At 67.6% G+C, this 20,086-nt stretch carries 15 protein-coding genes; 8 read left to right on the forward strand and 7 right to left on the reverse strand.

Annotated features, from left to right (window positions below):
• Nucleotides 1-23: 23 nt before the first annotated feature.
• A complete protein-coding gene (locus AC3FOF_RS07575; RefSeq protein ID WP_488726207.1) occupies nucleotides 24-1,904 on the forward strand; it encodes a pseudouridine synthase in 1,881 nt (626 codons plus the stop codon).
• A gap of 187 nt (nucleotides 1,905-2,091) precedes the next feature.
• On the opposite strand, the gene AC3FOF_RS07580 is transcribed toward AC3FOF_RS07575, so the two are convergent.
• Genes AC3FOF_RS07580 through smc form a run of 5 tightly spaced genes read right to left on the reverse strand, consistent with a single transcriptional unit; the run spans nucleotide 2,092 to nucleotide 10,873 of the window.
• Complete coding sequence (locus AC3FOF_RS07580) at nucleotides 2,092-3,219, reverse strand: hypothetical protein (protein WP_488726208.1); 1,128 nt, start codon at nucleotides 3,217-3,219, stop codon at nucleotides 2,092-2,094.
• A gap of 48 nt (nucleotides 3,220-3,267) precedes the next feature.
• A complete protein-coding gene (def, locus tag AC3FOF_RS07585) occupies nucleotides 3,268-3,801 on the reverse strand; it encodes a peptide deformylase (RefSeq protein WP_017225445.1) in 534 nt (177 codons plus the stop codon).
• Complete coding sequence (ligA, locus tag AC3FOF_RS07590; protein ID WP_017225444.1) at nucleotides 3,798-5,927, reverse strand: NAD-dependent DNA ligase LigA; 2,130 nt, start codon at nucleotides 5,925-5,927, stop codon at nucleotides 3,798-3,800. The genes def and ligA overlap by 4 nt, the downstream gene beginning before the upstream one ends.
• Nucleotides 5,928-5,972: 45 nt before the next feature.
• Nucleotides 5,973-7,361, reverse strand: a complete 1,389-nt coding sequence (locus AC3FOF_RS07595) for a cell division protein ZipA C-terminal FtsZ-binding domain-containing protein (RefSeq protein WP_488726209.1) — start codon at nucleotides 7,359-7,361, stop codon at nucleotides 5,973-5,975.
• A complete protein-coding gene (gene smc, locus AC3FOF_RS07600) occupies nucleotides 7,358-10,873 on the reverse strand; it encodes a chromosome segregation protein SMC (RefSeq protein ID WP_017224591.1) in 3,516 nt (1,171 codons plus the stop codon). Before smc ends, AC3FOF_RS07595 begins: the two co-directional genes overlap by 4 nt.
• 469 nt (nucleotides 10,874-11,342) lie before the next feature.
• Between smc and AC3FOF_RS07605 the strand changes: the two genes are divergently transcribed.
• On the forward strand, nucleotides 11,343-12,218 hold the full coding sequence (locus AC3FOF_RS07605; protein ID WP_346430283.1) for a ferritin-like domain-containing protein: 876 nt from the start codon (nucleotides 11,343-11,345) through the stop codon (nucleotides 12,216-12,218).
• Nucleotides 12,219-12,239: 21 nt separating this feature from the next.
• Here AC3FOF_RS07605 and AC3FOF_RS07610 read toward each other — a convergent pair whose 3' ends face one another.
• Nucleotides 12,240-13,226, reverse strand: a complete 987-nt coding sequence (locus AC3FOF_RS07610) for a DMT family transporter (RefSeq protein ID WP_488726210.1) — start codon at nucleotides 13,224-13,226, stop codon at nucleotides 12,240-12,242.
• A 201-nt stretch (nucleotides 13,227-13,427) separates the two neighbouring features.
• Between AC3FOF_RS07610 and dapC the strand changes: the two genes are divergently transcribed.
• The 6 genes from dapC (at nucleotide 13,428) to prmB (ending at nucleotide 18,779) form a co-directional block, all read left to right on the forward strand.
• On the forward strand, nucleotides 13,428-14,645 hold the full coding sequence (gene dapC, locus AC3FOF_RS07615; protein WP_488726211.1) for a succinyldiaminopimelate transaminase: 1,218 nt from the start codon (nucleotides 13,428-13,430) through the stop codon (nucleotides 14,643-14,645).
• A gap of 92 nt (nucleotides 14,646-14,737) precedes the next feature.
• A complete protein-coding gene (gene dapD / locus AC3FOF_RS07620; RefSeq protein WP_017229136.1) occupies nucleotides 14,738-15,565 on the forward strand; it encodes a 2,3,4,5-tetrahydropyridine-2,6-dicarboxylate N-succinyltransferase in 828 nt (275 codons plus the stop codon).
• A gap of 181 nt (nucleotides 15,566-15,746) precedes the next feature.
• The gene (locus AC3FOF_RS07625; protein ID WP_017229137.1) at nucleotides 15,747-16,106 is read left to right on the forward strand and encodes a hypothetical protein; all 360 of its coding nucleotides are present in this window, start codon (nucleotides 15,747-15,749) and stop codon (nucleotides 16,104-16,106) included.
• Between the two features lie 24 nt (nucleotides 16,107-16,130).
• Complete coding sequence (locus tag AC3FOF_RS07630) at nucleotides 16,131-16,478, forward strand: ArsC family reductase (RefSeq protein ID WP_017229138.1); 348 nt, start codon at nucleotides 16,131-16,133, stop codon at nucleotides 16,476-16,478.
• Between the two features lie 200 nt (nucleotides 16,479-16,678).
• On the forward strand, nucleotides 16,679-17,830 hold the full coding sequence (gene dapE, locus AC3FOF_RS07635) for a succinyl-diaminopimelate desuccinylase (protein WP_276266461.1): 1,152 nt from the start codon (nucleotides 16,679-16,681) through the stop codon (nucleotides 17,828-17,830).
• Nucleotides 17,831-17,885: 55 nt separating this feature from the next.
• Entirely contained in the window at nucleotides 17,886-18,779 is an 894-nt protein-coding gene (gene prmB / locus AC3FOF_RS07640) for a 50S ribosomal protein L3 N(5)-glutamine methyltransferase (RefSeq protein WP_488726212.1), read from the forward strand.
• A gap of 191 nt (nucleotides 18,780-18,970) precedes the next feature.
• On the opposite strand, the gene AC3FOF_RS07645 is transcribed toward prmB, so the two are convergent.
• Nucleotides 18,971-20,050, reverse strand: coding sequence for a M14 family metallopeptidase (locus AC3FOF_RS07645; protein WP_017229141.1), 1,080 nt, complete (start codon nucleotides 20,048-20,050; stop codon nucleotides 18,971-18,973).
• Nucleotides 20,051-20,086 lie beyond the last annotated feature (36 nt).

Genomic DNA, 20,086 nt, shown 5'->3' on the forward strand with positions numbered 1-20,086 from the left:
GCCGGACGCCCCACATAGAAGATATGACCGATAGCAATTCGCCCAAGCGCAAGACGCTGGGCATCAAGGCCACGCCCGAGGGCAATGCCCGCAAACCCGCCGCCACCCGGCCGGTGCGGGTATCCGACCTGAACCGCGGCCGCGTGCGCGCCGTGGTCGACGGCATCAAGCAGGCACAGGAACGCGCCGGTGGCGGCGAACGCTCGCGCAAGAAGGCAGATGACGGCGGCCAGCGCCCGCCACGCGGCCCGCGCACCGAAGGCCAGGATCGCCCGCGCCGTTTCGGCCCGGGCGAAGGTCAGGACCGTCCACGCCGCTTTGCCGGCGAAGGCGATGACCGCCCTCGCCGTTTCAACCCTGGCGAAGGCCAGGATCGTCCGCGCCGCTTCAACCCGGGCGAAGGTCAGGACCGCCCACGCCGCTTTGCCGGCGAAGGCGACGAGCGCCCTCGCCGTTTCAACCCTGGCGAAGGCCAGGATCGTCCGCGCCGCTTTGCCGGCGAGGGCAACGACCGCCCGCGCCGCTTCAACCCGGGCGAAGGTCAGGACCGCCCACGCCGCTTTGCCGGCGACGGCGATGACCGCCCGCGCAGTTTCAACCCGGGCGAAGGTCAGGACCGCCCCCGCCGTTTTGCCAGCGACGGCGATAACCGCCCTCGCCGCTTCGCCCCCGGTGAGGGTCAGGACCGCCCCCGCCGCTTTGCCGGCGAAGGCGACGACCGCCCTCGCCGCTTTGCCCCCGGCGAAGGCCAGGATCGTCCGCGCCGCTTTGCCGGCGAGGGCGACGACCGCCCGCGCCGTTTCAACCCGGGCGAAGGTCAGGATCGTCCGCGCCGCTTCGCCCCCGGCGAAGGTCAGGATCGTCCGCGCCGCTTTGCCCCCGGCGAAGGTCAGGATCGTCCGCGCCGCTTTGCCGGCGAAGGCAACGACCGCCCGCGCCGTTTCAACCCTGGCGAAGGCCAGGATCGTCCGCGCCGCTTTGCCGGCGAAGGCAACGACCGCCCGCGCCGCGCCGGCCCCGGCGAAGGCCAGGACCGTCCCCGCCGATCGGGCGAGGGAGGCCAGCGCGATTTCCAGGGCGCACGCCTCGAGCGCGCCGCTCCCGCCCGGCAGCAGGCGCCCCAACCCAGCTCCGACGGCCTGGTACGCTTGTCCAAGCGCATGTCGGAACTGGGACTGTGCTCGCGCCGCGAAGCCGATGAATGGATTCCGCGCGGCTGGGTGCTGGTGGATGGCCAGCCCGTGACCGAGCTCGGCTCCCGCATCAGCCCGGAGGCGAACATCGAGATTCACCAGGCCGCCCGCTCCGAGCAGGGCGAACGCGTGACCGTGCTGCTGCACAAGCCGGTTGGCTATGTATCGGGCCAGGCCGAGGACGGCTACGAGCCGGCCGCGGTCCTGTTCGCACCGGAGAACCAGTGGGAGCAGGACCCCACCCACAAGCGTTTTGCGCCGTGGCAGCGCAAGAGCCTGGCCCCCGCCGGCCGGCTCGATATCGATTCCACCGGCCTGCTGGTGCTGACCCAGGACGGCCGTGTCGCACGCCACCTGATCGGCGAAGACTCCACCGTGGAGAAGGAATACCTGGTGCGGGTGAGCTGGGAATCGCCGGAAGGCCTGGTCGAGCGTGACATCTCGAACGTATTCCCGGTGGAACTGATCGAGAAGCTGCGTCATGGCCTGTCGCTGGACGGCGAGGCGCTCAAGCCCGCCAAGGTCAGCTGGCAGAACGAGGAGCAGCTGCGCTTCGTCCTGCGCGAGGGCAAGAAGCGCCAGATCCGCCGGATGTGCGAACAGGTCGGACTCAAGGTCGTGGGCCTGAAACGCGTGCGCATGGGCCGTATCGTGCTGGGCGACCTGCCGGTAGGCCAGTGGCGCTTCCTCGGGCCGTTCGAGAAGTTCTGAGCATCATGTCCTGACGCTGGCGGCCCCCTTGGCCGCCAGCGCGCACACCCTTCGATACGCCCCGGCCTCGGCGTTCAACCACTACCGCTGGTTCAATGGCCGGAGCCAGCGTCCCGCATGACTGGCTCCAGAAAAGCCATCGCCCGCAATCCGCTCTACCGCTCTACCGTTCTACCCTACCTGCCTTTTACAGTTGCGGCGCGCGACAGGCAGCTCCATCCGCATTGGCCGTCTCCGGCAGGCCGAATACCGCCCTGGCGCCGCATTGCGAGCCAAACATCCGTTCCTGGCTATGCCCGACCCCGGCCACCTCAAACGCGCGGTGATGGATCGGCGGGCGCTGCCTGCCAAGCCGGCCGGCAAGATGGCGTTCGTAGCGCAGGTAGCCGCGCGCGCGCTCCAGCCGGGTCGGCCCCTCGGCTTCGGCACCGCAGGACTTGTCGAGCACGCGATGATTGGGATCGTTGTCGTCCGAGCCCACCAGGTAAGTCACCTGGCGCTGGAGGTAGCGGCGGAACAGGACATCCCCCGTCATGCCTCGCGCATAGGGAACCATGTCGCCCATGCCGTAGCGGTATTTGTCGTAATCGGCACAAAGCGCCGTGTCATAGGGTGCGAAGCCCTTGCCGCGCGGACGCTCCGGCGTGAAGTACAGATAGGACGAAGGATTCGCCACCGCATAGCGCAGGTCGATGCCGCGCGCACGGATGCGCTCGTCGGCATTGTTCAGTACCGCGTAGCGATGCACGAGCTGTGCGCCGCCCGAATGGCCCGCCAGCGTCACCCGGGTTACGGCGGGAAAGCGGGCCTTGTCGGTCACCATACCGACCAGATCGTCGAGCACCTGGAGCGAGCTCACCGAGTACGGCGCATTAACCGCATTCTCCCCACCCATCCAGCCTTGCACGGTCCACATCGGCATATTGCCGAAGCCCTTGCCCTGGTCCGGCGTACCGGGAAAATTCGGCGCCAGCAGCAGTACCTCGTCGGGATTGCGCCTGGATTGCCTGAGCAAGGCGGCGCCGGCCGCATAGTAATCGTCGCCGTTGCGCCGCAGCCCGTGCTGGACGAAGATCACCTCGCGAATGCCGCGCAGGTCGCCATCCAGCGGGTGGTTGGCATAGACCGGGAAATCGTAGGCCTGCGCACCGCTGCCAAGATGCACGCGCTGCCAGTGCACGGCCGCGGCGGCGACGGGCTGGCCCGCTGCCCCGCCACTCCCCGCGCTGCCATCCGCGCCGGGCGCCGCGCAGCCGAACTGGGCGGCCATGGCCAGCGCGACTCCCGCGCAAAGCGCGAGGCGAAATATCTGCATGTTCTGTCTCCCTTCACGCTGCGCGTGGGCGCAAGGCGCCAGCCGTCGTCAATCGTCGCTGTTGGGCGGCAGCTCGGGAAACAGTACCTCGGTGAAGCCGAAGCGCGTAAAGTCGCGTACCCGCATGGGGTAGAGAATCCCCTGCAGGTGATCGCACTCATGCTGCACCACGCGCGCATGAAAATCCTCGGCCACGCGTTCGATGCGCGATCCCATCATGTCGAAGCCGGTGTACTTCAGGCGCGTGTAGCGCGGCACCACGCCGCGCAGCCCCGGCACCGACAGGCAGCCTTCCCAGCCTTCTTCCTGGTCTTCGGACAGCGGCGTCAGTTCCGGGTTGATCAGCACGGTCTTGGGTACGGTGGGCGCGTCCGGATAGCGCGGGTTGCGATCGAAGCCGAAGATCACCACCTGCAGGTCCACGCCGATCTGCGGCGCGGCCAGGCCGGCGCCGTTGGCATGATCCATGGTGTCGAACATATCGTCGATCAGGATGCGCAGCTCGGGCGTGTTGAAACGCGTGACGGGACGCGCCACCTGCAGCAGGCGCGGGTCGCCCATCTTGAGAATATCGCGGATCATGATTGATCTCCGGTTTGAGCCTCGGCCAGCAAAGCCAGCATGGCGGCCTCGTCGATGACGGGCACGCCGAGCGCCTCCGCCTTGTCCAGTTTGCTGCCGGCTTCCGCGCCAGCCACCACATAATCGGTCTTCTTCGATACCGAGCCGGCCACCTTTGCCCCCGCTGCTTCCAGCCGCTCCTTGGCGTCCTCGCGCGAGAGCGTGGGCAGCGTGCCGGTCAGCACGAAGGTCTTGCCGGCCAGCGGCGCCGGCGCGGCGCGCGCCGCTGGCTCGCTCTCCTGCCAGTGCACACCGGCGGCCCGCAACTGCTCGATGACTTCCACATTGTGCGGCTCTGCGAGGAAGTTGGCGATCGATTGCGCCACCACCGGCCCGACATCGTTGACTTCGAGCAAGGCGGCCTCGTCGGCAGCCATCAGCCCATCGAGCTTGCCGAAATGCCGGGCAAGGTCCTTCGCGGTCGCCTCGCCAACATGGCGGATGCCGAGCGCGAAGACAAAGCGGTTGAGCGTGGTCGCGCGCGAGGCTTCGATGGCCGCCACCAGGTTGGTGGCCGACTTGTCGGCCATCCGCTCCAGCGCCGCCAGCTTGGCGATGCCGAGCTTGTAGAGATCGGCCGGCGTGTGCACGATGCCCTGGTCGACCAGTTGCTCGACCACCTTGTCGCCCAGGCCTTCGATATCCATGGCGCGGCGCTGCGCGAAATGCAGCAGCGCCTGTTTGCGCTGGGCCGCGCAGATCAGGCCGCCGGTGCAGCGCGCGATCACCTCGCCCTCGAGCTTCTCGATATGCGAACCGCACACCGGGCACGCCGTGGGCATGACAAAGGCGCGCGCATCGGCCGGCCGGCGCTCCAGCACCACCGCCACCACTTCCGGGATCACATCGCCGGCGCGCCGCACGATCACGGTATCGCCGATATGCACGTCCTTGCGGCGGACCTCGTCCTCGTTGTGCAGCGTGGCGTTGGTCACGGTGACGCCGCCCACGAACACCGGCGCCAGCCGCGCCACCGGCGTGATGGCGCCGGTACGGCCGACCTGCACCTCGATATCCTCCACCACGGTGGTCATTTCCTGGGCCGGGAACTTGTGCGCCAGGGCGAAGCGCGGCGCGCGCGAGACAAAGCCAAGCCGCTCCTGCTCGGCCAGCGCGTTGACCTTGTACACCACGCCATCGATGTCGTACGGCAATGCGGCGCGACGCTCGCCGACCGCACGGTAGAAATCCAGCAGGCCCTGGGCGCCGCGCACCACTTCGCGCTCGGCGCAGACCGGCATGCCCAGCCCGGCAAACCAGTCGAGCATGGCGCTGTGCGTCCCGGGGCGCGCCGCGCCCTGGAGTTCGCCCAGCCCGTAGGCGAAGAACGACAGGGGACGCTTCGCGGTGATGCGCGGATCCAGCTGGCGCAGGCTGCCGGCGGCCGCGTTGCGCGGATTGACGAAGGTCTTCTCCTCGGCCTCGGCCTGCCGGGCGTTGAGCTTGTCGAAATCGCGGCGGTACATGAAGACTTCGCCGCGCACTTCCAGCACCGCGGGCAAGGCTGCCGCATCGCCGCGCAGGCGCAGCGGAATGGCCTTGATGGTGCGCACGTTGGCGGTCACGTCCTCGCCGGTTTCGCCGTCGCCGCGGGTCGCTGCCTGCACCAGCCGTCCACCCTCGTAGCGCAAGGACATGGCAAGGCCGTCGAACTTCAGTTCGCAGGCATATTCCACCGCCTCGGCGGCGCTGAACAGGTCGGCCGTGCCCTCCGCCGCCGGCGCGGCGCGGCCCAGGCCCTGGGCACAGCGGCGGTCAAAGGACAGCACGTCGTCGTCTTCGAAGCCATTGTTGAGCGACAGCATCGGCATGGCGTGGCGCACCGTGTCGAAGGCCGACAGCGGCTGCCCGCCCACGCGCTGGGTGGGCGACTCCGGGGTCAGCAAGTCGGGATGGGCCGCCTCGATATCCTGCAACTCGCGGAACAGCGCGTCGTATTCCGCATCGGGAACCGAAGGCGCGTCGAGCACGTAATACTGATAATTATGGCGTTCCAGCTCGGCACGCAGCCAGTCGGCGCGCGCGGCGGGAGAATCGCCGGCAGGTGCGGGGGCTTGCGCCGCCGCACCGTCTTGTTTGAGACTCATGCTGAATTTCCGAATCGAATCCGAATACCGATTGCCGATTGCCGATCAGAGACTGAACAAGCGTAGCGCCACCGTCGAGCCGGCAGGCATGCCGCGCGCCTCGAGCTTGTCGTAGAGTGTTTGCAGCTGGCCGAAGATAGCGACAAAGGACGCCTCGCTCAGCGGCCGCATATTGTCGTCGACCAGTTGAGCGCCCATGCGCTGCGCGAGGCTGTAGCCATACTCGCACACGGTCTTGAACGGTTTGGTCACCTGCGCCGCCGACGGCACATCGAGCAACAGCGTGATCTGGCGGCCTGCCTTGGCGGTGAGGTCGTCGCGCAGGAAGTTGGTATCGCCGAACTGCAGCGTGAACAAGGCCCGCTGCACGCCCTCGGCACTGGCCTGGTAACGGGTGAAGCGGGTGCCGTCGCGCGACAGGACCAGCCCGTCCTGGGTCGCGACCGTCTGCACGTAGGCCGCCGACCACGGGGCGCCGTCGGAGATCACATTGACGCCGAGCTGGACGTCGCAACCGGCGGCAAACGCATCCAGCTCGCGGCCGTTGGCGACCGTCTCGCTCATGTCCGGCAACTCGGCCGACGCATCCAGCGCCTCGGCCAGCGCTTCCACCGCGTTGACGAACTCGGAGAATTCCAGCGCATTGAGCGCGCCGCCCCGGTTGGCGAGTTGCACTGCCACCTGCAGGTCTTCGTACTGGTGCCCGGCGGTGACCGCTTCCCAGGCGTTGGCCTCGATGCGCAAGCCTTCGATATGCACCTGCTTGGTACCCGCGCGGCGCAGGCGGCCGGTGAGTGGCAGGATGCGGTCGCCCGAGGTCTTGCGCTCCAGGTGCAGCGGCACGATGCTGTCGATCAGCGGATCGATCAGCGCCGGCGTGGGCTGGCCATCGGGTACCGGCGGCTCGACGTAGGCTTCCTTGCGCGGCGCGGCCTCCCGGGGCGACGTTGCGCCGGCTTCGCTCCCATCGTGCGCATTGGGCTGCGCACCTTCCGCGTGCTCGTCCTGCTCAGCGTGTTCCGATGCCGCCGCGTGGCTGGCCGGGGCATCGGCACCCTGGGCGTCTTCATGCTTGCGCACGGCGGCATGGCCAGACGCGGGCGCCGCGGCGATCGCCATCTCGTCGGCAACGGCTTCGTCGGCATCCGCCGAGCTGGCAGCCATGCCCGCCGCCACGGCAGCGGCGTCGAGCGGCGAGGCCGACAGCGTGGGCTCGCGCCGCTCGGGATGATGCTCCGGCGCGGGCTCATGCAGCTTGGCGCTGACCTCCGGCGCCACCACCGGGCTTACCACCGGCTCGCGCATCGGCGGCAGATCGTCCTCCGGCTGCAGCGCGCGCGGGCGGCGGGACTTGCGGATCTGCCATTGGTTATAGGCCACGATCATCAGCAGCAGGACGATGCCTGCAACAATCAGGGCAGTCTGGAGCGTCATGCTGCCTCCGCCATCGAGATCGCCGCGTCCATATCCACCGCGACGATGCGCGATACCCCTTGTTCCTGCATCGTCACGCCAATCAACTGGTGTGCCATTTCCATTGCGATTTTATTGTGGGAAATGAAGACGAACTGAGTCTTGTCCGACATGCGCGCCACCATATTGGCGTAGCGCTCCGTGTTGGCATCGTCCAGCGGCGCGTCCACCTCGTCCAGCAGGCAGAACGGTGCCGGGTTGAGCTGGAACATGGCGAACACCAGCGCGATCGCGGTCAGGGCCTTCTCGCCGCCCGACAGCAGGTGGATGGTCGAGTTCTTCTTGCCCGGCGGCTGCGCCATCACCTGTACGCCGGCGTCGAGGATTTCGTCGCCGGTCATGATGAGCTTGGCCTGCCCGCCACCGAACAGCGACGGGAACAGCTCGCCGAAATGATGGTTGACCTGGTCGAAGGTCCCCTGCAGCATCGCCCGGGTTTCCTGGTCGATCTTGTGGATGGCGTCTTCCAGCGTGGTGATGGCGTCCAGCAGGTCGGCCGACTGCGCGTCGAGGAAGGTCTTGCGTTCGCGCGCCGCCGCCAGTTCGTCCAGCGCCGCCATGTTCACCGGCCCGAGGGCGTTGATGGCGTTGTTAAGGCGGGTGACTTCGCCCTGCAGGTAGGACGGCTTCAGGTCCGGCGTCAGCTTTTCGGCCAGCGCGGCCTCGTCCACCTCGGCGGTGGTCAGTTGCTCGCTGAACTGCTCCTGGTTCAAGCGTGCGGCCTGTTCCTTGAGCTGGAGCTCGGTGATGCGGTCGCGCAGCGGCTGCAGGCTGCGTTCGGCGGCCAGGCGCTGGTCGTCGTACTGGCGCAGCTGCGCCGACAGCGCGTCGAGTTCGGTGCGGGCGAGCTGGAGCTTTTCTTCCTTCTCGGCGCGCCGTTCCAGCGCGTCCTGCAGGCCGGTGTGGGCGGTCTGCTCGTTGATGGTTTCCAGCTCGGCGCGGGCGTCTTCCAGCGACTGGGCAAGACGCTCGGCCTGGTCGCCGGCGGTCTGGATATTGCGGCGCAGTTCTTCGATGCGGTTGGCCAGGTTGCGCTCGGCAAACAAGGCTTCCTGCGCCGCGCGCTCGAAATCGCGCAACTGGTGCCGCGCCGACGACAGCTTGCTGTCCAGCGCCTCGAAGGCCATCTGGTGGTCTTCGTGCGTGGCCTGCATCTCGGCAAGCGCCGCGTCGTGCTGCTCGAAGCTGGCTTCGGATTCGGCGCGGATGGCGCGCTGCTCTTCGATCTGCGCGCCGATTTCCGCCAGCTCCTCGCGGATCTGGCCGCTGCGTGCGGCGTAGCGCTCCATCGCCTGCGACAGCTTGAGCACGTCCATCTGCAGCGCATGCACGCGGCGGGTGGCCTGTTCGCTGCGCCCGCGGGCTTCGGCAAGCGCGGCGCTGGCCTGGGTGTAGGCGCTTTCCGCGCGCACCGCCTGGGTCTTGGCCTCGTCGGACAGCAGCAACTGCGCGCGCGCCTGCTTGTGCAGGTTCTCGATCTCCTGTTCGCGGGCCAGCATGCCGGCCTGCTCGGAATCGGCGGCGTAGAGCTGGACCGAGCTGCGTCCCACCATGTGGCCCTCGGCCACGACGAACGACGCGCCTTCCGGCAGGGTGGCGCGCGCGGCGAGCGCCGAGGCCATGTCGGTGGCGGTATAGATATCGGCCAGCCAGTCCTGCATCACGGCCCGGATGCCGGGCTCGGTGATCTGCACCAGCGCCATCAGCGGGCGCAGGCCGGCAGGCGCTTCCAGCGGGCGCGCGGCCGGCGGCGGCGAATAGAAGGCCAGCTTGGCGGGCGGCGCATCGGACAGGAAGGACTTGATCCAGTCCAGGTTGGAGACTTCGAGCGCGGCGAGCTTTTCGCGCAGCACGGATTCCAGCGCGCTTTCCCAGCCCGGCTCGATGTGCAGCTTCTTCCACAGGCGCGGCAGTTCGGCCAGGCCGTGCCTGGCCAGCCAGGGCTGAACCTTGCCTTCGGTCTGCACGTTTTCCTGCAGCTGCTTCAGCGCGGACAGGCGGGCCTCCAGCGAGGCGATCGCGGCGGCTTCGCTCTGCACGCGCTCCTGCGCGCTGCGGCGCTCGCCGTCCAGGCGCGGCACGTTGTCGGTGGAATCGGCCAGGATGGCCTGTGCTTCCTCCAGCACGGCTTCCTGCTCGGCCAGTTCGGCGCGCAATTCTTCCAGGCGGACTTCGTCGGGACGGTCGAGCCCTTTTTCCTCGCCCGACAGGCGCTCGCGGCGCTGCTCGAGCTGCTGCAGCATCTGGTCGGCGCTGCGCTGCTGCGCGGCTTCCAGCTTGAGCGCCTGCTCAGCCTGCATGATGCTGGCGCGCTGCTCATTGGAAAGCGCCTGGGCATCGCGCCACTGGGCTTCCAGCGTGGGGAGCTCATCGGTCTTCTGGGCGACCGCTTCCTGCGCCTCGATGGTGCGCCCTTCGGCCACGGCCAGCTCTTCCTCGGCCTGGGCGAGGCCGTCGGTGGCCTGTTCGGCCTTGCCCTGCCACTGCTCGCGCTGCGCGGTCAGCGCGGCGATCTGGGCCTGCACGCGGTTTCGCGATTCCACCACATAGCGGATCTCGGCTTCGAGCTTGCTGACCTCGCCATTGGCTTCGTACAGCGCGCCCTGCGCCGTATGCATATTGTCGGAGGCTGCATAATGCGCGGCCCGCATGGTCTCCAGCTCGGCCTCGACGTGGCGCAGTTGCGCGGTCTGGGCTTCCAGCTCGATCTGCGCCTGTTCGATGGCGCGCTGGTGGCGTTCCTGCTCGGCCTGCGCCTCGCGCTTCCTGAGCAGCCACAGCAGGTGCTGCTTTTCCTCGCCGTCGGACTGCAAGGTCTTGAAACGCTGGGCCACCTCGGCCTGGCCCTCCAGCTTTTCGAGGTTGCTGCCGAGCTCGCGCAGGATGTCCTCGACGCGGGTCAGGTTCTCGCGCGTGTCGGAGAGCCGGTTTTCGGTCTCGCGGCGGCGTTCCTTGTACTTGGACACGCCGGCGGCTTCCTCCAGGAAGATCCGCATGTCGTCGGGCTTGGCCTCGATGATGCGCGAGATCATGCCCTGCCCGATGATGGCGTAGGCGCGCGGCCCCAGGCCGGTGCCCAGGAAGATGTCCTGGATGTCGCGGCGGCGCACCGCCTGGTTATTGATGTAGTACGAGGAAGTGCCGTCGCGCGTCAGCACGCGCTTGACAGCGATCTCGGCATACTGGCTCCACTGCCCGGCCGCGCGCCCTTCGGGGTTGTCGAACACCAGTTCGACGCTGGCCCGGCCGGCCTGCTTGCGGGCGGTCGAGCCGTTGAAGATGACGTCCTGCATGGACTCGCCGCGCAGCTCCGAGGCGCGTGACTCGCCCAGCACCCAGCGCACCGCATCGATGATGTTCGATTTGCCGCAGCCGTTGGGACCTACGATGCCGACCAGCTGGCCGGGCACTTGAAAATTGGTGGGATCGACGAAGGACTTGAAGCCCGCCAGCTTGATCGAGGACAGTCGCACGGTTGGTCGTGGGGTATCTTGCGTAATACAGCGTTCAGGAAAGCCGGGCGCCAGCGCAAGGGGCCAGGGGGAACGGCGCGTGCCGATTGCGCCCCCTGCCGGCCGTTAGTGCCCGATAGTTGGCGCTAATCATACCATCGCGCCTTCCGCGCCCGGGCGCTTTCCGGGGTCATCCAAGGGCATTTCCGCAGGCGCATTGCGCCGTTTCCCAGGCATCTTGCCCGGTCTCCACCCTACACTCGGGACACCGTGGTGCCCGTCACAGCGCACCCCGCGGCGGCAGGGAGAAGCGCACCGGGAGCCCCTCGCTGAAGTTGGCGGGAAACTTCCAAGGGTTAGTGCTAGTCTCTAAATTGTCGGCGTGATCCCTGATGCCCATTGCCCAGGCCGTTCCAACGGACAGCGCATGTGGCGTCTCCGGCCCAAAACGTGAACCCTGCGGTTCGCGCCACCTCTGGGAGTGCTTAGCATGACCGCCTTGATTCCGGCGAGATTGGGCGAAAGCCTGAGCGGCGATACCGCCGAAAATGCGCACCAAACACCACCCTGGTCCATCGACGAGATCGATTTCCAGGCGATCGACGTCTCCCAGGTGCGTCCTGACCGGGAGTTGTTCTATCTGCTCGTTTCGGCGTCCTTCGTCGAAAGCGGCTCCGACACCTATGCCGGCAACCTTGCCGGCTACTATGCGGCCTATGCCGATGCCTCCAGCTGGCTGTCCGAGCACTGGGAAGCCGAGGAACTGCAGCACGGCCTGGCGCTGCGGCGCTATGTGGAACATGTCTGGCCGGAATTCGACTGGGAGCGGGGCTATGCACGCTTTTTCGACGAATACCGGCACACCTGCTCGGTAGACAACTTCGAGCCGTCCGAGGCTCTCGAAATGGCCGCGCGCTGCGTGGTGGAAACCGGCACCGCGGCGCTCTACCGCTCGCTGGAACAGGCCAGCACCGAGCCGGTGCTGCGCGGACTGACCCGCCGCATCGCCAACGACGAAGTCCGCCACTACAAGCACTTCTACCGTTACTTCAAGACGTTCAACGATGCAGAGCGGCTTGGTCGCCTGCGCGTGCTCGGCGCCCTGGTGCGGCGCCTGCTGGAAATCAAGAACGAGGATGCCGAGATTGCACTGCGCAATGTACTGCGCATCGAGCGCGGCACCGAGCATATTCCGCAGAAGGACGTGCGCAGGCTGAATTCCAGGGTCAGCGCGGTCATTCGCCGCAACCTGCCGATCGAGATGACGGTCAAGATGCTGCTGCGCCCACTGCACCTGCACGCCGGCGTGGAAAAGGCCATCCGCAAGCCCCTGGTGGCGGTGGTTTCGCGGGCCATGCTCTACTGAGCCGGCCGCGGCCCGCGCCGGCTATTGCGGCTGCAGCGCGGGGTCTGCGCCCCCGCCGTCCTCGCCGGCACGTCCTGCCCGGGCGCGGTGCACCAGCCCGGACAAGGCGCCGGCCGCCACGATGCACAACCCGCCGGCGGCCTCCTTCCAGCTCAGCGTCTCGGTCGCCAGCCACCACGACGACACCGCCGCGATCACGATCTCGAACAGCATCAACAGGGAAACCCGGTTGGCCGGCAGGCGCTGCAGCCCGTACTGGACCACCGAATTGCTGAGCACCAGCGTCGCGGCCAGGCCCAGCATCAGCGCCAGCCCGCCCCAGCCGATCGCGGGCGCCAGCGCCACCCCGCCCGGCTCCAGCCATAGCGCGCAAGGCAGGCCGACGGCGGTGCAGCCCACGTAGACCATCACGGTGCGCAGGCGCGCGTCCATCTCCGGGTAAAGCTGCCCGGCCCGGCGCGACAGCACATTGTTGACCGCAAAGCCCATGCCGCCGATCAGGCCTGACCACTCGGCGGCGTGCGTCGGCAGCGGCAGCCCCACTTCCGGCGTCCACAGCATCAGGCCGGCGCCGAACAACGCCAGCGCCACCAGCAGCAGGCCCGCGGCCGACAGCTTCTCGCCCAGGAAGACGCGGGCGAACAGCGCGGTCCACACCGGCGTCAGGTAGAACAGCAGCAGGACGCGCATCACGTGCCCGTTGACGCTGCCCCACACAAAGCCGGCATTGGTCACGCCAGCCGCCAGCCCGATGGCCACGAACAGCCATGACCAGCGCAGGCCGCCCAGGTGGCGGGCAAAGGCAGCCAGCGCGATCAGCGCGGCCATGGCGCTCACCAGCGCCGCCGCCGTCATGCCGCCCAGGCCCCAGCCGGCCAGCACACGATAGGGAAACCAGGCGATGCCCCAGACCGAGGCGCCCAGCAGGATGGACAGGGTGGATTTGACGGCATGCGCATCATGCGCATGGGCGGCGGAAGATCTGGCGGAAGCAGGCAATGTGCTCATGAAAAGCGTAAAAGACTGCCAGCTAGGCAGCCCCCCGTTGGTATTTGTCTTTGTCAGGTATCGCTTAGGGGCATCCGGCACGCGCCGATGCGTCCCATGGCCGTCCGGCGCGCCGGCAAGCCCCTGCGGGCGCACGGGAAAACGCGGCGATCCTCTATAATGGGCGGCTTTGAGCTTGGCCCCACCGGCCCGAACCTGACCGTGAATCCCCGCCTAGACCTGCTCCAGCCCTATCCGTTCGAGAAACTGCGCGTGCTGCTGGCTGACGTCAAACCGAACGGCGCATTGCCCGCGATCAGCTTCGGCATCGGCGAACCCAAGCACCCCACGCCCGAATTCATCAAGACGGCGCTGTCGGACGCACTGGCGGGGCTGGCGAATTATCCCACAACGGCCGGTTCGGATGCACTACGACAGTGCATAGCCGCGTGGCTCCAGCGCCGCTACAGCCTGCCGGCCGTGAATGCCGCCACCCAGGTACTGCCGGTGACCGGCTCGCGCGAGGCGCTGTTCGCCTTCGCCCAGACCGTGGTCGACGCCAGCCGCCCCGGCGCGCTGGTGCTGTGCCCGAACCCGTTCTACCAGATCTACGAAGGCGCGGCGCTGCTGGCCGGCGCCACCCCGGTGTTCGCCAACAGCGACCCGGCGCGCAATTTCGCCCCGGCCTTCGACCGCATCCCGGCCGACACCTGGGCCAGGGTGCAACTGGTCTACGTGTGCTCCCCCGGCAACCCGACCGGCGCCGTGCTGTCGCTGGAGGACTGGCGCGAACTGTTCGCGCTGTCCGACCGCCATGGCTTCGTGATCGCTTCGGACGAGTGCTACTCCGAGATCTACTTCAAGGAAGGCGAGCCGCCGCTGGGCGCGCTGGAGGCCGCCCACAGGCTGGGCCGCGCCGATGACCCCCATCCCTTCGAGCGGTTGGTGATGTTCTCCAGCCTGTCCAAGCGCTCCAATGTGCCTGGCCTGCGTTCGGGCTTCGTGGCGGGCGACGCCGCCCTGCTGAAGAAATTCCTGCTATACCGTACCTATCACGGCGGCGCCATGAACCCGGCGGTGCAGAGCGCCAGCGTGGCGGCCTGGAACGACGAGGCCCATGTGCGCGACAACCGCGCGGCCTACGTACGCAAGTTCGCCGAGGTCACCCCGCTGCTGGCCGAAGTGCTGGACGTGGCCCTGCCCGATGCCGGCTTCTACCTGTGGGCGGATGTCTCGCGCACCGGCCTGTCGGATACGGAGTTTGCCGCGCGCCTGCTGGCCGAGCAGAACGTCACCGTACTGCCCGGCAGCTACCTCGCGCGCGAGGCTGACGGCATCAACCCGGGCGCCAACCGCGTGCGCATGGCGCTGGTGGCCACGCCAGGGGAATGCCTGGAAGGCGCGCGCCGCATTGTGGCCTTCTGCAAGGCGCTGGGCTGAAGCCGGGCGCCTTGCACCGCACATGCTGAAACAAGTGCGAAACACATACTGAATTTTGCCGCAGACAACGATCAACCACTGAAAACACGCATATGACGCAAGCACTGCAAGCCCTGATCGACCAGGCATGGGAAGACCGCGCAAGCCTCTCGCCCAAGTCCGCCCCCAACGACATCCGCGAAGCCGTGGCCACCGTGATCGGCCAGCTCGACACCGGCGCGCTGCGCGTGGCGGAGAAGCAAGGCAAGGAATGGATCGTCAACCAGTGGATCAAGAAGGCCGTGCTGCTGTCGTTCCGCCTGGAAGACAACGCGCCGATGTCCGCCGGCGGCTTTGCCCAGTTCTACGACAAGGTGCCGACCAAGTTTGCCAACTGGACCGCTGACGACTTCGCCAAGGGCGGCTTCCGCGTGGTGCCCCCGGCCGTGGCCCGCCGCGGCTCGTTCATCGCCAGGAACGCCGTGCTGATGCCGTCGTATGTCAACATCGGCGCCTACGTCGACGAGGGCACCATGGTCGACACCTGGGCCACCGTCGGCTCCTGCGCCCAGATCGGCAAGAACGTCCACCTGTCCGGCGGCGTCGGCATTGGCGGCGTGCTCGAGCCGCTGCAGGCCAATCCGGTCATCATCGAAGACAACTGCTTCATCGGCGCGCGCTCGGAAGTGGTCGAAGGCGTGATCGTGGAAGAAAACTCGGTGATCTCGATGGGCGTGTATCTCGGCCAGTCGACCAAGATCTATGACCGCGAAACCGGCGAGGTCCACTACGGCCGCGTGCCGGCGGGCTCGGTGGTGGTGGCGGGCAACCTGCCGTCCAAGGACGGCAAGTACAGCCTGTACTGCGCCGTGATCGTCAAGAAGGTGGACGCGCAAACCCGCGCCAAGACCAGCCTGAACGACCTGCTGCGCGGCGACTGATCTCGTCCGCGGCGACAAGGGGAGCGTTTTTCGCCCGGAACCGCGCAAGCGCGCGGCCGGTCTGACCGGCATGCCGGAACAGAACGCTAGCGCTAACGCTCCCCCATCCCCGCTCTCCAACGGTTCCCGCTCAGTGGATACCTCCGCCGGCCGCAGCTGGCCCGCCCTTCGCAAGCGACTCATGGCCCTGGACCCGACCACTGTCACCACCGTTCTCTCGCTGCTGCCCAGCATCCTCGAACAGGCCAACAAGACCATCGAGAAGATCAAGAAAGGCCGGCGCAAGGATGGCGGCACCGACACGCCCGGCCCGGACGCGCGCGACCCGGCTGCGCGCATCGCCGAGCTGGAGAACGCCGCCATGCAGCAGGCCGAGGCCGTCAAGCTGCTGGCCGAGCAACACGCCATCACCATCGAGGCCCTGCGCCGCGAGGCCGCGCGGCTGGACCGCCGGCTGCGCCTGATGACGGCGGTGGCCATGGCCGGATTCGCGCTTGGCCTTGCCGGCCTGGTGGTCGCCCTCAACCTTTTGCTGCGCTAGCCGCCCGGCTGGCCCGATTTCGCCATGACTGTCCTGCTCTACGGCATCCCCAACTGCGATACCGTCAAGAAAGCCCGTACCTGGCTCGAAGCCAACGGCGTGGACTACACCTTCCATGACTTCAAGAAACAAGGCGTGGATGAAGCCCTGTTGCGCGGCTGGCTGGCGCATGTGCCGCTGACCACCCTGATCAACCGCAAGGGCACCACCTGGCGCGCGCTGTCCGACGCCGACAAGGCGAGCGCCGAGCAGGAAGCCGGCGCCATTGCCCTGATGCAGCAAAGCCCGTCGCTGATCAAGCGGCCGGTGCTGGCCCACAAGGGCAGTGTCAGCGTGGGTTTTTCGCCGGATAATTACGCCAGTCTGTTTTAAGGCTTTGCGGTTCCTACCGTTCGCCGGGACACCAGCGGCTTGCTCCCTCTCCCCATGAGGGGAGTGACAGCCCTCGGGCACCGCAAGCGGCGCTGGCGCATCCTGTCGGCGTCGGTCGGCGCCCGAGGCATTCCGGAGCCAGCCCGAAACCGGCCGAAATCGCCCATACCCGAGTCCCCCTGGACCCATTGATTCCTCTCATGACCGCCACCCTCGCCCTCACCGAAGACCTGATCCGCCGCCGCTCCGTCACGCCCGCCGACGAAGGCTGCCAGGCCGTGCTGGAAACCCGCCTGAAAGCCCTCGGCTTTGCCTGCGAAGCCATCGTCAGCGGCCCGGACGACTTTCGCGTGACCAACCTGTGGGCCGTCAAGCGCGGCACGCGCGGCCAGGACGGCAAGCTGCTGGCCTTCGCCGGCCATACCGACGTAGTGCCGACCGGCCCGCTGGAGCAATGGGGCTCCGACCCCTTCCTGCCCTCCCACCGCGACGGCAAGCTCTACGGCCGCGGCGCCGCCGACATGAAGACCTCGATCGCCGGCTTCGTGGTGGCGGTGGAAGAATTCGTGAAAACCCACCCGGACCATGCCGGCTCGATCGCCTTCCTGATCACCAGCGACGAGGAAGGCCCCGCGCATGACGGCACCGTCAAGGTCGTGGAGGCGCTCAAGGCGCGCGGCGAACGGCTCGACTACTGCGTGGTGGGCGAGCCCACCTCGGTCGACACGCTAGGCGACATGGTCAAGAACGGCCGCCGTGGCTCGCTGTCCGGCAAGCTCACCGTGAAGGGCGTGCAAGGCCATATCGCCTACCCGCACCTGGCGAAGAACCCCATCCACCTGACCGCCCCTGCGCTGACCGAGCTGGTGAACGAGCGCTGGGACGAGGGCAACGAATACTTCCCGCCCACCACCTGGCAGATGTCGAACATCCATGCCGGCACCGGCGCCACCAACGTGATCCCGGGCCACGTCACCATCGACTTCAACTTCCGTTTTTCCACCGCCAGCACGCCAGAAGGCCTGAAGGCGCGCGTGCATGCCATCCTGGATCAGCACAAGCTCGACTACGACCTGGCCTGGACACTTGGCGGCGAGCCCTTCCTGACCGCGCGCGGCGATCTCTCCGATGCGCTGGCCGGTGCGATTGCGGCGGAAACGGGTGTCAAGACCGAGCTGTCCACCACCGGCGGCACCTCGGATGGCCGCTTTATCGCCAAGATCTGCCCGCAGGTGATCGAGTTCGGGCCGCCCAATGCGAGCATCCACAAGATCGACGAGCACGTGGAAGTGCGCTTTATCGAACCCCTGAAGAATATCTACCGCGGCGTGCTGGAACGCCTGATTGCCTGAGCCTGACCACGCAATCGTCTTAACCGCCCCGCAAAACAGATACAAGAAGGACCCTATGGCTACCCCCTCCCCCCTGCGCACCGTGCGCGACCTGCTGCGCCTGGCCGTGTCGCGCTTCACCGAAGCCAAGCTGTCCTTCGGCCACGGCAGCGCCAACGCCTACGACGAAGCGGCCTACCTGGTCCTGCATACGCTGCACCTGCCGCTGGACACGCTCGACCCCTTCCTCGACGCGCGTCTGTTGCCCGAGGAAGTCGACGCCGTGCTGAAGGTCATCGAGCGCCGCGTCACCGAGCGCGTTCCCGCCGCCTACATCACCAGGGAAGCCTTCATGCACGGACTGCGCTTCTACGTGGACTCGCGCGTGATCGTGCCGCGCAGCTTCATTGGCGAACTGCTGCAGGAAGGACTGGAGCCGTGGGTGGGCGACAGCGCCGAAATCGGCCCGGTGCTGGAACTGTGCACCGGCTCCGGCTGCCTGCCCATCATCGCCGCGCACGTCTGGCCGAAGGCCCGCATCGATGCCGTCGACATCTCGCCCGACGCGCTGGCGGTGGCCCGCCGCAACGTGGCGGACTACAAGATGGAAGGCCGCATCAGCCTGTACGAGGGCGACCTGTACGCACCGCTACCGGCCGGCGCCACCTATGACGTGATCCTGACCAACCCGCCCTACGTCAACGAGACCTCGATGCAGGCGCTACCGGCAGAGTACCAGGCCGAGCCGCGCATCGCGCTGGCCGGCGGCGACGACGGCATGGACGTGGTCCGCCGCATCATCGCCGGCGCCAAGGCCCGCTTGAATCCGGGCGGCGCGCTGGTGGTGGAGATCGGCAACGAGCATGCCAACGTGGAAGCGGCATTTCCCGACCTGGAGATCGTCTGGCTGCCGGTCAGCGCAGGCGAGGAGCAGGTGTTCCTGCTGACTTACGAGGCGTTGCCGGGCTGAGCCAGGCCGGACGCCGGGGCGTTCGGATACATGGTGCCTGCTTGCCCGCTCTCCCCGTAAGCGGAGAGCGAGCGACAGCCGTCGTCATTGCCGATGATTTTGGCGCATCCTGGCAGCTTCGTTTCGTGCCCCCGGGTTTGCTCGCCTCTTTCACGCTCGATGCCGCGAGCAACGGACCGGCCGCGCCAGTCCTACCAGCCCGACAGCGCTTTCACCGCCGCCTCCCGCACCTGCTCCACCACGCCTTCGCGCCAGTCGTCGGCGTCGCCATAGAACGCATGCCACATGGCCTGCCGGATCAGGTTGCGCTGGCCTTCGTCGGCCTCGGGATGCAGGTGCAGCCAGTGGTCGCCGCGCAGCGCCTCCAGGACTTCGGTGACCGGCAAGGTGCCGAATTCCACCGCGATGCCGGCATAGTCCAGGGTGGGCACGGTCTCCGGCACCGCCAGCCAGGCCATGCCGCTGAGGTTGGCCGAGGTCGAGGAGCCGTCATAGATCGAGGTCACATGGCTGCCCCAGATGGCTCGCGCCCTGCCGATCTGCTCCGCATTGTCGGGACCCATGTAGATCGGCTCGCCGTAGCCCCACGGCCCCAGGCCGGTATGGATGTCGAGCCAGCGCAGCGCCTCGCGGCCTGCGCCATAGCGCGCCAGGATGCGGCGCAGCGTGTAATTGCTCCACGAGGCCTTGCTGCCGCCGAAGAACAGCCCGTCCGGAAACTGGTACTGCCCGGCGCTGACGGCCGCCTGGTACCAGGGCAGCCCCTTCTCCGCCACCGTCTTCATCAGCGAGGCCTGGTCCGCCCCGGATGGCGGCCACTGTTCGGGCAGCAGCAGCGGCGCCACCTCGGCATAGGGCGCGTTCTGCGGCAGCGGCGCGCTGAAATCCATGAAATTGCGGTTCAGGTCGACGTTGTCCTCGTTGACGCGCCGCATATGCGAGAAGCCGTAGGGATTGACCGCGTGCACCAGCAACAGCGCCACGCCGGCATCGGCGTAGTCCTGCAGCAACGCCGCGTCGCCCAGCATGGCGACCTGCGCGCCGGAGCCGCAATAGCCCTCCACGCCGTGCATGGCGGAGGTCACCAGCACGAAGCGCGTGGCCTCGGCATCGCCCACCCAGGCCACGTCCATGGCGAGTTCCTCGTCGGCGCAGCCGCGCTTGGTGGGATGGGGGAATTCAGTCAGGGTAGCGCCGGCAGCCTGGGCGGCATCGCGGAATTTTTGCCTGGCTTCGGCATAGCTGCGGGAAAAGCTGGCGTGCAGGGACATGACAGCAGATTTCGCGCTTGGCGAGGAGTGGAAGTG

The organism is Cupriavidus sp. 96C5-1 (assembly GCF_057798855.1).

Bases quoted from the DNA above. Each gene is read 5' to 3' on its own strand.
- AC3FOF_RS07625 (WP_017229137.1), top strand. From the start codon at position 15,747: ATGGCCCTGGACCCGACCACTGTCACCACCGTTCTCTCGCTGCTGCCC.
- dapE (WP_276266461.1), top strand. From the start codon at position 16,679: ATGACCGCCACCCTCGCCCTCACCGAAGACCTGATCCGCCGCCGCTCC.
- prmB (WP_488726212.1), top strand. From the start codon at position 17,886: ATGGCTACCCCCTCCCCCCTGCGCACCGTGCGCGACCTGCTGCGCCTG.
- AC3FOF_RS07580 (WP_488726208.1), bottom strand. From the start codon at position 3,219: ATGCAGATATTTCGCCTCGCGCTTTGCGCGGGAGTCGCGCTGGCCATG.
- AC3FOF_RS07575 (WP_488726207.1), top strand. From the start codon at position 24: ATGACCGATAGCAATTCGCCCAAGCGCAAGACGCTGGGCATCAAGGCC.
- def (WP_017225445.1), bottom strand. From the start codon at position 3,801: ATGATCCGCGATATTCTCAAGATGGGCGACCCGCGCCTGCTGCAGGTG.
- AC3FOF_RS07645 (WP_017229141.1), bottom strand. From the start codon at position 20,050: ATGTCCCTGCACGCCAGCTTTTCCCGCAGCTATGCCGAAGCCAGGCAA.
- AC3FOF_RS07630 (WP_017229138.1), top strand. From the start codon at position 16,131: ATGACTGTCCTGCTCTACGGCATCCCCAACTGCGATACCGTCAAGAAA.
- AC3FOF_RS07595 (WP_488726209.1), bottom strand. From the start codon at position 7,361: ATGACGCTCCAGACTGCCCTGATTGTTGCAGGCATCGTCCTGCTGCTG.
- AC3FOF_RS07610 (WP_488726210.1), bottom strand. From the start codon at position 13,226: ATGAGCACATTGCCTGCTTCCGCCAGATCTTCCGCCGCCCATGCGCAT.
- dapD (WP_017229136.1), top strand. From the start codon at position 14,738: ATGACGCAAGCACTGCAAGCCCTGATCGACCAGGCATGGGAAGACCGC.
- ligA (WP_017225444.1), bottom strand. From the start codon at position 5,927: ATGAGTCTCAAACAAGACGGTGCGGCGGCGCAAGCCCCCGCACCTGCC.
- AC3FOF_RS07605 (WP_346430283.1), top strand. From the start codon at position 11,343: ATGACCGCCTTGATTCCGGCGAGATTGGGCGAAAGCCTGAGCGGCGAT.